General features: G+C 54.1%; 14 protein-coding genes and 1 other RNA gene. 4 read left to right on the top strand and 11 right to left on the bottom strand.

Going from position 1 to position 13,918, the window contains the following annotated elements; genetic code table 11:
- From ubiH to O9K67_RS04135, 3 genes are read right to left on the bottom strand one after another with little or no spacing between them, the layout of a single operon-like run.
- The gene (gene ubiH / locus O9K67_RS04145) at positions 1-1,179 is read right to left on the bottom strand and encodes a 2-octaprenyl-6-methoxyphenyl hydroxylase (RefSeq protein ID WP_061493238.1); all 1,179 of its coding nucleotides are present in this window, start codon (positions 1,177-1,179) and stop codon (positions 1-3) included.
- Entirely contained in the window at positions 1,176-2,492 is a 1,317-nt protein-coding gene (gene pepP, locus O9K67_RS04140; protein ID WP_061493237.1) for a Xaa-Pro aminopeptidase, read from the bottom strand. Before pepP ends, ubiH begins: the two co-directional genes overlap by 4 nt.
- A gap of 24 nt (positions 2,493-2,516) precedes the next feature.
- Positions 2,517-3,095: a YecA/YgfB family protein gene (locus tag O9K67_RS04135; protein WP_088237846.1), complete on the bottom strand. Its 579-nt coding sequence runs from the start codon at positions 3,093-3,095 to the stop codon at positions 2,517-2,519.
- A gap of 227 nt (positions 3,096-3,322) precedes the next feature.
- On the opposite strand from O9K67_RS04135, the gene zapA reads away from it, so the two are divergent.
- From zapA to O9K67_RS04120, 3 genes are all read left to right on the top strand, one after another.
- Positions 3,323-3,652, top strand: coding sequence for a cell division protein ZapA (gene zapA, locus O9K67_RS04130; RefSeq protein WP_061493235.1), 330 nt, complete (start codon positions 3,323-3,325; stop codon positions 3,650-3,652).
- A 41-nt stretch (positions 3,653-3,693) separates the two neighbouring features.
- A non-coding RNA gene (gene ssrS / locus O9K67_RS04125) (6S RNA) lies at positions 3,694-3,877 on the top strand.
- 18 nt (positions 3,878-3,895) lie between these two features.
- Complete coding sequence (locus O9K67_RS04120; protein WP_061493234.1) at positions 3,896-4,492, top strand: 5-formyltetrahydrofolate cyclo-ligase; 597 nt, start codon at positions 3,896-3,898, stop codon at positions 4,490-4,492.
- A 43-nt stretch (positions 4,493-4,535) separates the two neighbouring features.
- Here the strand turns inward: O9K67_RS04120 and serA are convergent, their stop codons facing one another.
- Positions 4,536-5,768, bottom strand: coding sequence for a phosphoglycerate dehydrogenase (gene serA / locus O9K67_RS04115; protein WP_061493233.1), 1,233 nt, complete (start codon positions 5,766-5,768; stop codon positions 4,536-4,538).
- Positions 5,769-6,035: 267 nt separating this feature from the next.
- A complete protein-coding gene (rpiA, locus tag O9K67_RS04110; protein ID WP_061493232.1) occupies positions 6,036-6,695 on the bottom strand; it encodes a ribose-5-phosphate isomerase RpiA in 660 nt (219 codons plus the stop codon).
- A 163-nt stretch (positions 6,696-6,858) separates the two neighbouring features.
- On the opposite strand from rpiA, the gene argP reads away from it, so the two are divergent.
- Positions 6,859-7,752, top strand: a complete 894-nt coding sequence (gene argP / locus O9K67_RS04105; protein WP_061493231.1) for a DNA-binding transcriptional regulator ArgP — start codon at positions 6,859-6,861, stop codon at positions 7,750-7,752.
- Positions 7,753-7,785: 33 nt separating this feature from the next.
- Here the strand turns inward: argP and O9K67_RS04100 are convergent, their stop codons facing one another.
- From O9K67_RS04100 to epd, 6 genes are all read right to left on the bottom strand, one after another.
- Positions 7,786-8,526, bottom strand: coding sequence for an oxidative stress defense protein (locus O9K67_RS04100; RefSeq protein WP_061493230.1), 741 nt, complete (start codon positions 8,524-8,526; stop codon positions 7,786-7,788).
- Positions 8,527-8,621: 95 nt separating this feature from the next.
- Positions 8,622-9,257, bottom strand: coding sequence for an arginine exporter ArgO (argO, locus tag O9K67_RS04095; protein WP_061493229.1), 636 nt, complete (start codon positions 9,255-9,257; stop codon positions 8,622-8,624).
- A gap of 139 nt (positions 9,258-9,396) precedes the next feature.
- Positions 9,397-10,257 (bottom strand): small-conductance mechanosensitive channel MscS, encoded by an 861-nt coding sequence (gene mscS, locus O9K67_RS04090; protein ID WP_061493228.1) that lies wholly within the window; start codon positions 10,255-10,257, stop codon positions 9,397-9,399.
- Positions 10,258-10,442: 185 nt separating this feature from the next.
- Positions 10,443-11,522: a class II fructose-bisphosphate aldolase gene (fbaA, locus tag O9K67_RS04085; protein ID WP_061493227.1), complete on the bottom strand. Its 1,080-nt coding sequence runs from the start codon at positions 11,520-11,522 to the stop codon at positions 10,443-10,445.
- A 98-nt stretch (positions 11,523-11,620) separates the two neighbouring features.
- Positions 11,621-12,784 carry a phosphoglycerate kinase gene (gene pgk / locus O9K67_RS04080; protein WP_061493226.1) on the bottom strand — a complete coding sequence of 388 codons (1,164 nt, stop codon included), beginning with the start codon at positions 12,782-12,784 and terminating at the stop codon, positions 11,621-11,623.
- 48 nt (positions 12,785-12,832) lie between these two features.
- Positions 12,833-13,852, bottom strand: a complete 1,020-nt coding sequence (epd, locus tag O9K67_RS04075; protein WP_061493225.1) for an erythrose-4-phosphate dehydrogenase — start codon at positions 13,850-13,852, stop codon at positions 12,833-12,835.
- Positions 13,853-13,918 lie beyond the last annotated feature (66 nt).

Below are 13,918 nucleotides of genomic sequence, written 5' to 3'. Positions count from 1 at the left end.
TTAACGCGCAACCCAACCAAGGGTTCGCTGCGCCAGCGCATCGCGCGCCGGGGTGAATAGATCCATCGCCATAAGCCCGATATTGCGTCCAACAACCAACGGAGCCCAATGGTTCGCAAACAGATGCACCAGCCCGTCGGTCACCCCAATGGTCGATTTTTTATCCGCATAACGACGATCGCGATAGCGGGTCAGCACCGGGAACTCCCCCACATCCTGCTGCGCGCCTGCGGCCTGCGCCAGCGTTTCCGCCAGCGTCATTACATCGCGCATGCCAAGGTTAAAACCCTGCCCGGCAATCGGGTGCAATGTTTGCGCCGCATTACCCACCAACACGGCACGATGAGAAATGGTCGAGGATGCACAGTTCAACGCCAGGGGATAAACGGTGCGTTTGCCGGTCTGCGTAATGCGCCCGAGCCGCCAGCCGAACGCTTTTTGTAGCTCATGACAGAAACGTTCATCAGACCAGGCGGCCACGGTTTGCTGTTTTTCCAGCGGGTGGCACCACACCAATGAACAACGCCCCTGCGACATCGGTAACATGGCCAGCGGGCCATGTTCGGTAAAACGTTCGAATGCGCGTCCCTGATGTGGCACCGAAGTCGTCACATTTGCAATCACCGCGACCTGATGATAAGGCGATTGCTGCTGACTGATGCCCAACTGCTCACCCACGGCGGAGCGGGAACCATCTGCCGCCACCAGCAATTTACCGATAATTGACTCGCCATTATCCAGCGTCACACAGACCTGCCGGGCATCACGGATAAACTGGCGAACGCTCGCCGGACAATGTACAGTAACGCCCGGGGCTTTTTGCAGCAGGCTAAACAGCCGCTGACCGACATCATGCAGCTCTACCACCTGACCGAGTGCATCAAGACGATACGCCTGCGCATCCAGGGTAACGAAACCGGCATGCCCGCGATCGCTGACGTGAACCGTCGAAATCGGTGTCGCGCAGGAAGCTATCGCCTGCCAGATCCCAACACGGGCCAGTTGCTGGCAGGTTCCCGCCGCCAGTGCAATTGCGCGAGCATCGAACCCCGGGTGGTTGCCCGCCCCCGGCGCAGTGGCTTCCACCAGATGAACGGGCAGTTGACCTGAGGTTAAATGTGAAATGGCCAGTGCCAGCGTTGCTCCCGCCATACCGCCGCCAACAATAATCACGCTCATGATCGGCGCGCCGCCGCCATCAGCGCCTCAATCTCATCCGCCGTTTTCACCACGCTGGCGGTCAGATTTTCGTTGCCGCTTTCTGTGATCACAATGTCATCTTCGATACGAATGCCAATCCCGCGGTACTGTTCCGGCACATCGGCGTCCGGTGCGATATACAGTCCGGGCTCAACGGTCAGCACCATGCCAGGAGCCAGTTTGCGGGAGCGATCCTGGCCATAAACACCCACGTCATGCACATCAAGCCCCAGCCAATGGCTTAGCCCATGCATAAAGAACGGACGGTGGGCGTTATTCGCCACCAGTTCTTCCACATCGCCTTTAAGAATACCGAGCTTCAGCAGGCCGCTAATCATGATACGCACCACTTCACCGGTCACTTCCTGAATCGAGGTATCCGGGCGGAACAGCTCAAGGGAGCGCGTCAGCGATGCAAGGACAATGTCATAAATTTCGCGCTGCGCCGGACTGAATTTGCCATTCACCGGGAACGTGCGGGTAATATCTCCGGCATAGCCCATGTATTCGCAGCCTGCGTCAATCAGCACCAAATCCCCGTCGCGCATCTGACTTTCATTTTCGGTGTAGTGCAGAATGCAGCCGTTGACGCCGGAGCCGACAATGGTGTTGTAAGAGGGGAAACGCGCGCCATGGCGGTTGAATTCATGATGAATCTCGCCCTCAAGCTGGTATTCGAACATGCCCGGACGGCAAACCTGCATCGCACGTGTGTGCGCCAGTGCGGAGATCTCCCCGGCGCGACGCATCACTTCAATCTCTTCGGCGGACTTGAACAGACGCATTTCATGCACGATCGGGCGCCAGTCGGTCAACGTGGCGGGAGCCTTCAGGTTTTGCCTCGAACCTTTGCGCAGCTTATCCAGCGCAGTAAACAGGACCTTATCGGCATACTCAAATTCGCCCTGAGCGTGATATACCGCATCAAGGCCGTTGAGCAGTTGATAAAGATGTTCGTTGATATCCGGGAACGCCAGCGCACGATCAACGCTCAGTTTTTCCGGCGCGGCGTCCTGCCCAAGACGTCGGCCAAACCAGATCTCAGCGGTTTTATCCCGTATGCGGTTAAACAGGACGCTGTGGTTGTGGGTGTCATCGCTCTTTATCAGCACCAGTACCGCTTCAGGCTCGTTAAAGCCGGTGAAGTACCAGAAGTCGCTGTTCTGGCGATAAGGATACTCGCTGTCCGCGCTGCGGGTTGCTTCCGGCGCAGCGAAAATCAGCGCGGCGCTTCCAGGCACCATCTGCGCCAGTAATGCCTGGCGACGACGGAGAAACTCAAGCTGTGTCATGACACCTACTCCCTGCAAGGCGAATTAATGTAATGTCGGCTTCCGCACTTCGGGTGCGGTCGGCTGTGGGCGCGTAAAGGTGTCGTGGCACAGCAGTGCCGCGACACGCACGTATTCGATGATCTCTTCGAGCGACATCTCCAGCTCTTCCTGATCTTCTTCTTCGTCATAGCCCAACTGCGCGATATTACGCAGATCGTCAATTGCTTCACCGGTTTCTCCGGTGACTTTATCAAGTTTGGGTTGCGTAACCCCCAGCCCCAACAGGAAATGGTTCACCCAGCCTGCCAGCGCATCCGCGCGATCAAACACGCTCACATCATCGCCCTCAGGCAGATAGAGCTGGAAAAGGAAACCGTCGTCTTCCAGTGAGTCACTGGTGCCGGCGTGCATGGCGCGCAGTGCCTGCGCCAGCTCGTGACCGAACGCCAGTCCGTCATTCGTCAAGTCATGCAGCAGCGGCAGCCAGGAGCTGTCATTATTGCCACCGCAGAGCATCCCCGCGATAAGACCGTGCATTTCAGCAGGAAGTAATCCCACGCCCTGTTGGTTGAGTAGCTGGCCTACTTCGTTGTAACCAGGTATTTCGTTCTGTATAGACATGCGCATTCGTCGTCGTTGGGGGGAATATTCATGATATGCTACCACTTTGGCCCCTGGTGATATACCCGTGATGCTTCACGTTCCATGCCTTTGCATGCACGCTGAATCATTAAGGTATAGACGCAAAAAACTTGAAAGCACGCGCCAGGCTAGCTTATAGTGTCGCCCCTTCGCAGCCCAGGGCTCGAATGCGAAGGCAGAGCGCAGTCAAACAGCAGGAAGGTGGCATGTCTGCACAACCCGTCGATATCCAAATTTTTGGCCGTTCACTGCGAGTGAACTGCCCGCCTGAGCAGAGGGATGCTCTCAATCAGGCTGCGGAGGATCTGAATCAGCGGTTGCAAGATCTGAAAGTTCGCACTAGAGTCACCAATACTGAGCAGTTGGTGTTTATCGCCGCGCTGAACATCAGCTATGAGCTGACTCAGGAAAAGGCAAAAACCCGTGAGTATGCCGCCAACATGGAGCAGCGTATTCGGATGTTACAGCAGACCATCGAACAGGCATTGCTTGATCAGGGTCGCATAACAGAAAGACCGGGGCCAAAGTTTGAATAACACTTCAGGGCCAGTTGTGGTAGAGTGACCTTGAAGAAAAAATTTCTCTGAGATGTTCGCAAGCGGGCCAGTCCCCTGAGCCGATATTTCATACCACAAGAATGTGGCGATCCATGGTTGGTGAGCATGCTCGGTTCGTCCGAGAAGCCTTAAAATCATGACGACACATTCACCTTGAACCAAGGGTTCAAGGGTTACAGCCTGCGGCGGCATCTCGGAGATTCCCTTCTTTTACTTACTACCATGACGCAACTTCCTGATTTTCCTTCATCACGACAAGAAATCCGCAAACTGATTCGCCAGCGCCGCCGGGAACTGACCCCTGAGCAACAAGCACATTTTGCACAGCAAGCGGCCGCTCGTATGATGGCGTACCCGTCGGTGGTGATGGCGCATACCGTCGCGCTGTTTCTCTCGTTCGATGGTGAGCTCGATACCCAACCGCTCATTGAACAGCTCTGGCGCAGCGGCAAACGTGTTTACCTGCCAGTATTGCATCCGTTTAGCCTGGGTAATCTGCTTTTTCTGCACTATCATCCCCATAGCGAACTGGTGGTCAACCGCCTGAAAATCCAGGAGCCGAAACTGGACGTCCGCGATGTGCTGCCGCTTCATCAGCTTGATGTTCTGATCACTCCGCTGGTGGCCTTTGATGAACACGGACAACGTCTGGGAATGGGTGGCGGTTTTTACGACAGAACTCTGCAAAACTGGCGCGAGTACGGTCTGCAACCTATCGGCTACGCCCACGACTGCCAGGGCGTCAACACGCTGCCGGTTGAAGAGTGGGATATCCCGCTGCCTGCGGTGATCACGCCGTCAAAAATCTGGGAATGGTAACAGCCTTCCTCCCCCGACCTGGGAGAGGAAGACGCGAGGTTTATCAGAACAGCAGACGGGAACGAATGGTGCCAGGAATGGCTTTCATGCTCTGCAGCGCTTTCTGCGCCACATCCTCATCGGCTTCAATATCCACCACCACATAGCCCATATACGGCGTTGTTTGCAGATACTGTGCAGCAATGTTGATGTTCTGGCTGGCAAAAATCTGGTTCAGCGCAGTCAGCACACCCGGGCGGTTTTCGTGGATGTGCAGCAGACGACGACCGCCATGCAACGGCAGAGAAACTTCCGGGAAGTTAACCGCAGACAGCGTTGAGCCGTTGTCCGAGTATTTGATCAGTTTACCGGCGACTTCTAACCCGATGTTTTCCTGCGCTTCCTGCGTGGAGCCGCCAATGTGCGGGGTTAGCAGTACGTTATCGAATTCGCACAGCGGGGAGTCGAAGGGGTCGCTGTTGGTTGCTGGCTCTGTGGGGAACACGTCGATAGCCGCGCCCGCCAGATGTTTGCGTTTCAGCGCATCGCACAGCGCCGGAATATCCACCACCGTACCGCGTGCGGCGTTAATCAGCAGCGCGCCAGGTTTCATCAGCGCCAGTTCTTCCACGCCAATCATATCTTTGGTGGAGTTGTTTTCCGGCACGTGCAGGCTCACTACATCGCTCATGTTCAGCAAATCGGAAAGGTGCTGAACCTGTGTGGCGTTACCGAGCGGCAGTTTGTTTTCAATATCGTAGAAGTAAACATGCATACCCAGCGATTCTGCGAGAATACCGAGCTGCGTACCAATGTGACCATAACCGATGATGCCCAGTTTTTTACCGCGCGCTTCATAGGAGCCCACAGCCAGCTTGTTCCAGATACCGCGATGGGCTTTGGCGTTCGCTTCCGGGATCCCGCGCATCAGCAGCAGCAGTTCGCCAATCACCAGTTCCGCAACGGAACGCGTGTTGGAAAACGGCGCGTTAAACACCGGGATGCCGCGCTTCGCAGCCGCGTCGAGGTTAACCTGGTTGGTGCCGATACAGAAACACCCAATCGCCACCAGTTTTTCAGCGGCAGCAATGACATCTTCAGTCAGTTGAGTACGGGATCGCAGGCCAATAAAGTGAGCATCACGAATGGATTCTTTCAGTTGTTCGCTGTCCAGCGCGCCCTTATGAAATTCGATGTTGGTATAACCTGCCGCACGAAGGCTATCCAGCGCCTTCTGATGAACCCCTTCAACCAGCAGGAATTTAATCTTGTCTTTCTCCAGTGATACCTTTGCCATTTACCCGACCCTGTTTTTGTCTTGACTGTGATGTTGTGCAGATCGCAATCCGCTTCAGTCAACATATCAAAAAAAACTATTGCGGCAATATGAACGTTTGCGTCGGCTATCTGAAGAAATGTCATACAGCGGGAATTGGCAGATAAAAATGCTGGAAAAATGGACAATACTGGCATGGTTCGTAGAAATAGCATAAAAATGTGACAGATATCACCAAATATGCCACTCGCAGATTTTTTAGAGGGAGGCAGGCGCCTCCCTGTCAGATCATTTTACGATGGTTTTCACGCCATCGGCAGTGCCGATCAACGCCACATCCGCGCCACGGTTAGCGAATAACCCTACGGTAACTACGCCCGGGATACCATTAATGCTGTTTTCCAGCGCGATCGGGTCGATAATCTCCAGCCCGTACACATCGAGGATCACGTTGCCATTATCCGTCACCACATTCTGGCGATATTCCGGGCGTCCGCCCAGTTTCACCAGTTCACGGGCAACCGCGCTGCGCGCCATCGGGATCACTTCCACCGGCAGCGGAAATTTCCCCAGGATGTCGACCTGCTTAGACGCATCAGCGATGCAGATAAACTTATCGGCGACCGACGCAATGATTTTCTCACGCGTTAGCGCCGCGCCGCCGCCTTTGATCATCTGCATCTGACCATTAATTTCGTCTGCACCATCAACGTAGATGCCTAACCGATCCACCTCATTGAGATCGAACACGGTAATCCCGAGGCCTTTCAACTTCTCGGTTGAAGCGTCCGAACTGGAGACTGCGCCTTCAATCTGGCCTTTCATCGTGCCTAATGCGTCAATAAAGTGTGCGGCAGTGGAGCCTGTGCCTACGCCCACAATGGTGCCGGGTTCAACATACTTAAGCGCTGCCCAGCCCACTGCTTTTTTGAGTTCATCCTGCGTCATGGTCGTTCACCTGTGGTGTGAAATTTCAGGCGCATTATAGACCAGCCTCCCCCTAAATGTCCCTGTGACCAGCGTCACATTACGCGACTGCCAATTTCGTCTGTATCTCCTAAAAATTTATGTCATAGTGCTGGGTAATCATTTTCAGGAGACAGTGCGAACAATGAAACGTCCGGACTACAGAACACTACAAGCGCTTGATGCGGTCATTCGTGAACGCGGGTTTGAGCGCGCCGCACAAAAGCTGTGTATTACCCAGTCCGCCGTATCGCAGCGCATTAAACAACTCGAAAATATGTTCGGCCAACCACTGCTGGTGCGCACGGTACCACCGCGTCCAACGGAACAGGGGCAAAAACTGCTGGCGTTGCTGCGCCAGGTGGAATTGCTGGAAGAAGAGTGGCTGGGAGATGAGCAAACCGGCTCTACGCCGCTGCTGCTGTCGCTGGCAGTCAACGCCGACAGTCTGGCGACCTGGCTGCTGCCTGCGCTGGCGCCCGTGCTGGTGGACTCCCCCATTCGTCTGAATCTGCAGGTTGAAGATGAAACCCGCACCCAGGAACGCCTGCGTCGTGGCGAGGTGGTAGGTGCGGTGAGTATTCAGCCGCAAGCGCTGCCCAGTTGTCTGGTTGATCAACTTGGCGCGCTGGATTACCTGTTCGTCGGCTCAAAAGAGTTTGCTGCGCGCTATTTCCCCAACGGGGTCACGCGCTCTGCGTTACTGAAAGCGCCTGCGGTTGCCTTTGACCATCTGGATGACATGCATCAGGCGTTTTTACAGCAGTACTTCGATCTGCCGCCGGGCAGCGTCCCATGCCATATCGTTAACTCCTCCGAAGCCTTTGTGCAACTGGCGCGCCAGGGCACCACCTGCTGTATGATCCCACACCTGCAGATTGAAAGAGAATTGAACAGCGGTGAGTTAATTGACCTGACGCCGGGACTGCTGCAACGCCGCATGCTCTACTGGCATCGCTTTGCGCCGGAAAGCCGGATGATGCGCAACGTAACCGATGCGCTGCTGGAATACGGACATAAAGTATTAAGGCAGGATTGATTTGCCCCTCACCCTCACGGGTGAGGGAAACGATCACTTCGCAGCAGGAGTCTGCTGCTGGCCCTGAACGGGCTCCAACTGGAACACCACATCAACCTGATCGTCAAACTGGATAGTCGGCTGTTCGTAAGTTTCCTGCGCTGAAGCTGGCGCTGCTGCCTCGGCTTTCATCATGCGAACCATCGGGCTCGGTTGATAGTTAGAAACATGGTAACGAATGCTGTAGACGGGACCGAGTTTGGCATGGAAGCCGTCGGCCAGTTGCTGTGCCTGGCGGGTGGCATCATCAATTGCGGCTTTACGGGCTTTATCTTTAAAGGATTGCGGTTGCGCAACCCCCAACGAGACGGAACGGATTTCGTTCAGACCCGCCTTCAGTGCGCCATCCAGCAGTGAATTGAGTTTATCCAGCTCGCGCAGCGTCACTTCAACGGTGCGCACTGCACGGTAGCCTTTGAGGATGCTTTTGCCGTTCTGGTAGTCATAATCGGGCTGAGTGCGTAAGTTCGCGGCATTAATGTCTTTACGGGCAATGCCATTTTGCTCAAGGAAGCTAAGATATTGCGCAACACGGTCATCGGCCTGTTTTTTGGCTGAGGCTGCATCTTTAGCGGCGACATTCACCTCTATCGCCAGGGTGGCGATGTCCGGTGTCGCATCCACGCTCGCCGTCCCTGAGGTGACAATATGCGGACCATCAGGCAATTCACTCGCCTGCACCGCCATCGCACTGAAACCCACCATCGCCGCCAGGGCCATCACTTTAAATTTCACAGTTGCTCCTCCATGGTGCTTTTGTTACGTCCATACACGCTGGACGCCTGGCAGCAAGCTTAGCGGCTCGGCGCAAATTGTCCATCGGACTTACCTTAACTGAATAATCCCTGCAAATGGTGGATGCCCTCTTTCGCCAGTTGAAGCGCGATAATCCACATCACCAGCCCAACCAGCAGATTGATAGCCCGCTGCGCTTTGGCTGTTCGCAGGCGGGGTGCCAGCCAGGCTGCGAGTAAAGCCAGGCTGAAGAACCACAGAAACGATGCACTGACTGTGCCTAACGCAAACCAGCGACGTGGCTCCACATCCAGTTGCCCGCCCAGGCTACCGAGCACAACAAAGGTATCGAGATAAACATGGGGATTAAGCCAGGTCACTGCCAGCATGGTAGCAATAATGCGCCAGCGCCCCTGGCGTAACGCGTCCGCACTGGCCATGTCCGGTTGGCTGCTGAGAGCAGTTTTCAGCGCGCCAAAACCGTACCACAGCAAAAACGCAACGCCACCCCAGGTGACCAGCGCCAGCAACCAGGGTGACTGCATCAGCAGCGCACTACCGCCAAAAATACCGGCGCAGATCAGCAGCAAGTCACTGAGGGTGCAGAGAAAAGCGGTCATGATGTGGTACTGCCTGCGAATCCCTTGGTTCATGACAAACGCATTTTGCGGACCCAACGGCAGGATCAACGCGGCACCGAGCATAAGCCCTTGAAAATAATAAGATAGCACGACTTTATTCCGTCAGAGTTGTTTCGGATGCAGACTATAGCGCGGAAGAGTTATTAGTTGAAATTGATAATTTTAATCGTTAATTAGAATCACTAATGAAAACAGGTAACAAAAAGGCCGGCTGAGCCGACCTTGGACGTTACTGCTCTGCAGCGGGTTTGGCACGTTTAAAATTGACGTCCATTTGCGGGTACGGGAAGCTGATGCCCTGTTCATCGAAGCGGCGTTTAATCAGCTCCAGTACGTCCCAGTAGACGTTTTGCAGGTCGCCGCTCTTACTCCAGACACGCACTACAAAGTTAATTGAAGAGGGGCCCAGCTCATTCAGACGCACGGTCATCTCACGATCTTTGAGAATGCGATCGTCAGCCTGAATAATCTCCGTCAGTATGTTTTTAACCTGATCGATATCGGAATCGTAAGCCACGCCGATAATGAACTCGTTACGGCGCACCGGCTCACGGGAAAAATTCACGATATTCCCGGCGATAATTTTGCCATTCGGGATAACCACAATACGGCCATCGACAGTGCGCATGGTGGTGGAGAAAATCTGCACCTGCAACACCGTCCCGGCTACACCCCCCAAATCGACATACTCGCCGGAGCGGAACGGACGGAAAGTGACCAGCAACACGCCTGCCGCCAGGTTAGAGAGCGAGCCCTGCAATGCCAGACCAATGGCCAGACCGGCTGCACCGAGTACGGCGATCACCGAGGCGGTCTGTACGCCAACCCGCCCCAGCGCGGCAATCAGGGTAAACGCGATGATGCCATAACGCACCAGTGCAGAGAGAAAATCTGCGACGGTGGTGTCAATATGCCGTGCCACCATCAACCGGTTCACAGCATTGGACACAATGCGCGCGACGATCATACCGACAATGATAATGGCGATCGCCGCCACAATATTGACGACGTAGCTCAGCAACAGCGCCTGGTTGTTGACCAGCCACGAGCCAGCGTCGTTGATGCTGTCGACGACGTTGAGATCTTCCATTCTTTCTTCCTTACTGTTGTTCCAAACGGGAAAACCGCCCCTTACGGGCAGGACGGTTTCCTAAAGGGTAAACAATAAGCGACGATTTCGCCAAATGGATCACATTTTATGTCGCGGACAGCCTGTTGAATTCTCAATAAAAAAGCCCGCATATATGCGGGCTTTTGGCTGAACCAGGACGCAAATTACAGAACGTCTACTGCGTTCAGTTCTTTGAAAGCCTGCTCCAGACGAGCGACCATGCTGGTCTGCGCAGCACGCAGCCATACACGCGGATCGTAGTATTTCTTGTTCGGCTGGTCTGCGCCTTTCGGGTTGCCCAGTTGGCCCTGCAGGTAGCCTTCGTTCTCTTTGTAGTAGTTCAGGATACCTTCCCAGGTTGCCCATTGGGTATCGGTATCAATGTTCATTTTGATAACGCCGTAGCTTACGGAGTCTTTGATTTCCTGAGCAGAAGAACCGGAACCGCCGTGGAAGACAAAGTTCAGGCTGTTGTGCGGCAGGTTATGTTTTTTAGACACATATTCCTGAGAGTCACGCAGGATAGTCGGGGTCAGTTTCACGTTACCCGGTTTGTACACACCGTGTACGTTACCGAAGGAAGCAGCGATGGTGAAACGCGGGCTGATCGCGTTCAGTTTGGTGTACGCGTAATCAACATCTTCCGGCTGGGTGTACAGTGCAGAAGCGTCCATGTGGCTGTTGTCTACGCCGTCTTCTTCACCACCGGTGCAACCCAGTTCGATTTCCAGAGTCATGCCCATTTTGGCCATGCGCGCCAGGTATTTAGAGCTGATTTCGATGTTCTCTTCCAGAGACTCTTCAGACAGGTCGATCATGTGAGAAGAGAACAGTGGTTTACCGGTAGCAGCAAAGTGTTTTTCACCCGCATCCAGCAGACCGTCGATCCACGGCAGCAGTTTTTTGGCACAGTGGTCAGTGTGCAGGATCACTGGCACACCGTAATGTTCAGCCATCTGGTGAACGTGATGCGCGCCAGAAATAGCGCCCAGAATTGCCGCACCCTGCGGAACGTCGGTTTTCACGCCTTTACCTGCGATAAAGGCAGCGCCACCGTTGGAGAACTGAATAATAACCGGCGCTTTTGCTTTCGCAGCAGCTTCCATAACAGCGTTGATGGAGTCGGTGCCCACACAGTTTACTGCTGGCAGAGCGAAGTTGTTTTCTTTCGCTACCTGGAACACTTTCTGAACGTCATCACCAGTGATCACGCCCGGTTTTACGAAATCAAAAATTTTAGACATGTTACGGAGTCCTGTATCTGTATCTTCGACCGTTAGAGAAAAGTCGCGAGCTCTTAAGCGCGCTGAAAATTGGGCAGGTTTCCCTGCCCAGTAAAAACTTACTTCTTAGCGCGCTCTTCGAGCATAGCTACTGCCGGCAGCACTTTGCCTTCCACGAATTCGAGGAATGCGCCGCCGCCAGTGGAGATGTAGGAAATTTTGTCAGCGATGCCAAACAGGTCGATCGCCGCCAGGGTGTCACCACCACCTGCGATGGAGAACGCGTCGCTGTCTGCGATAGCGTTAGCCACGATTTCAGTACCTTTACGGAAGTTCGGGAATTCAAACACGCCAACCGGACCATTCCACAGGATAGTTTTGGCGTTTTTCAGGATTTCAGCCAGTTTTTCCGCAGACGCATCGCCCAGATCCAGAATTTGCTCATCATCTTTGATGTCAGTCACGGACTTCAGGGTAGCCGTTGCGGTTTCTGAGAACTCGGTTGCAACGCGAACATCTGTCGGAACCGGGATATCACAAGAATTCAGCAGACGTTTAGCTTCATCAACCAGATCGGCTTCGTACAGGGATTTACCGACGTTGTGGCCCTGGGCAGCAACGAAGGTGTTGGCGATACCGCCACCCACAATCAGTTGGTCAGCGATTTTGGACAGAGAGTCCAGAACGGTCAGTTTAGTGGAAACTTTAGAACCACCCACGATAGCGACCATCGGGCGAGCCGGTTCTTTCAGTGCCTTACCCAGCGCGTCCAGTTCGTCTGCCAGCAGCGGACCTGCACAAGCTACGTCAGCAAATTTGCCGATGCCGTGAGTCGAAGCCTGCGCACGGTGTGCGGTACCGAAAGCATCCATAACAAACACGTCGCAGAGTGCAGCGTATTTTTTGGAGAGTGCTTCGTCGTCTTTCTTCTCGCCTTTGTTGAAACGCACGTTTTCCAGAACAACCAGTTCACCGGCCGCAACGTCAACACCGTCCAGGTAGTCTTTAACCAGACGTACCGGGCTGGACAGTTTGTCTTTCAGGTAATTAACAACCGGCAACAGAGAGAATTCTTCGTTGTACTCGCCTTCGGTCGGACGACCCAGGTGGGAGGTGACCATCACTTTCGCACCCTGCTTCAGGGCCAGTTCGATGGTCGGCAGAGAAGCACGGATACGCGCATCGCTGGTCACTTTGCCATCTTTAACCGGTACGTTCAAATCCGCACGGATGAAAACGCGTTTACCTGCCAAATCCAGATCGGTCATCTTAATTACAGACATGGTGAATCCTCTCAATGATTCTTAAAGTTTTGCAGACACGTAAGTGTCTTACCTGAAACTAATAGCCGCCATTGCTAACGTCGTGTCGAGCATCCGGTTAGCAAAGCCCCATTCGTTATCGCACCATACCAGGGTTTTAATCAGGTGCGCGCCACTGACCCGTGTCTGTGTACCATCAACAATGGCACTGTGCGGATCGTGGTTAAAATCGGTTGAAACCAACGGTAATTCCGTATAGTCAACTATACCATGAAATGTTCCCTGCGCTGCTTTTTGCAGCAACGCGTTGACTTCCATAGCTTTTACCGGTTTTTTTACCGTTACACTGAGATCGATAGCCGTCACGTTAATCGTCGGTACGCGAACAGCTATCGCCTCGAATCTGTCATTAAATTGCGGAAAAATACGCGTGATCCCCGCCGCCAGTTTGGTGTCCACCGGGATAATTGACTGGCTGGCTGCACGCGTGCGGCGCAGATCGGGATGATAGGCGTCAATCACCTGCTGATCGTGCATCGCGGAGTGAATGGTCGTCACCGTTCCTGATTCGATACCATACGCATCGTCGAGCAGTTTTATGACCGGAATAATACAGTTCGTTGTGCAGGACGCGTTAGAGACCAGGCGATCATCAGCACGCAGCGTGCTCTGGTTAACGCCAAACACGATGGTCGCATCAAGATCGTGGCTACCGGGGTGAGAGAACAGAACTTTTTTCGCTCCCGCCGCAAGATGGGCTTCGCCATCTTCACGGTTGCCATACACGCCCGTACAGTCGAGCACCACATCCACACCCAGTTCACGCCAGGGCAGCGCCGTGATCGATCGCTCATGCAGAATGCGAATGACATCATCGCCAACAAACAGTTGCTCGCGCTCCTGGCGAACATCCCAGGCAAAACGTCCATGGCTGGTGTCATACTTCAATAAATGCGCCATGCCCACGGCATCCGCCAGTTCATTGATTGCCACCACGGTGATTTCCGCCCGACGCCCGGATTCATATAAAGCACGAACCACATTGCGCCCGATGCGACCGAAACCATTAATCGCTATGCGTACGGTCATAACTCTCCTGCAAGACAAGCCAGCCTGAAGTGGATGACAGAGTAATCCAGCAACCACAAGAGGGGA

The organism is Kosakonia oryzendophytica (assembly GCF_027886705.1).
Lineage (GTDB): Bacteria > Pseudomonadota > Gammaproteobacteria > Enterobacterales > Enterobacteriaceae > Kosakonia > Kosakonia oryzendophytica.
The sequence above is the reverse complement of the archived record's forward strand: the minus strand, read 5'-3'. Positions and strand labels throughout refer to the sequence as shown.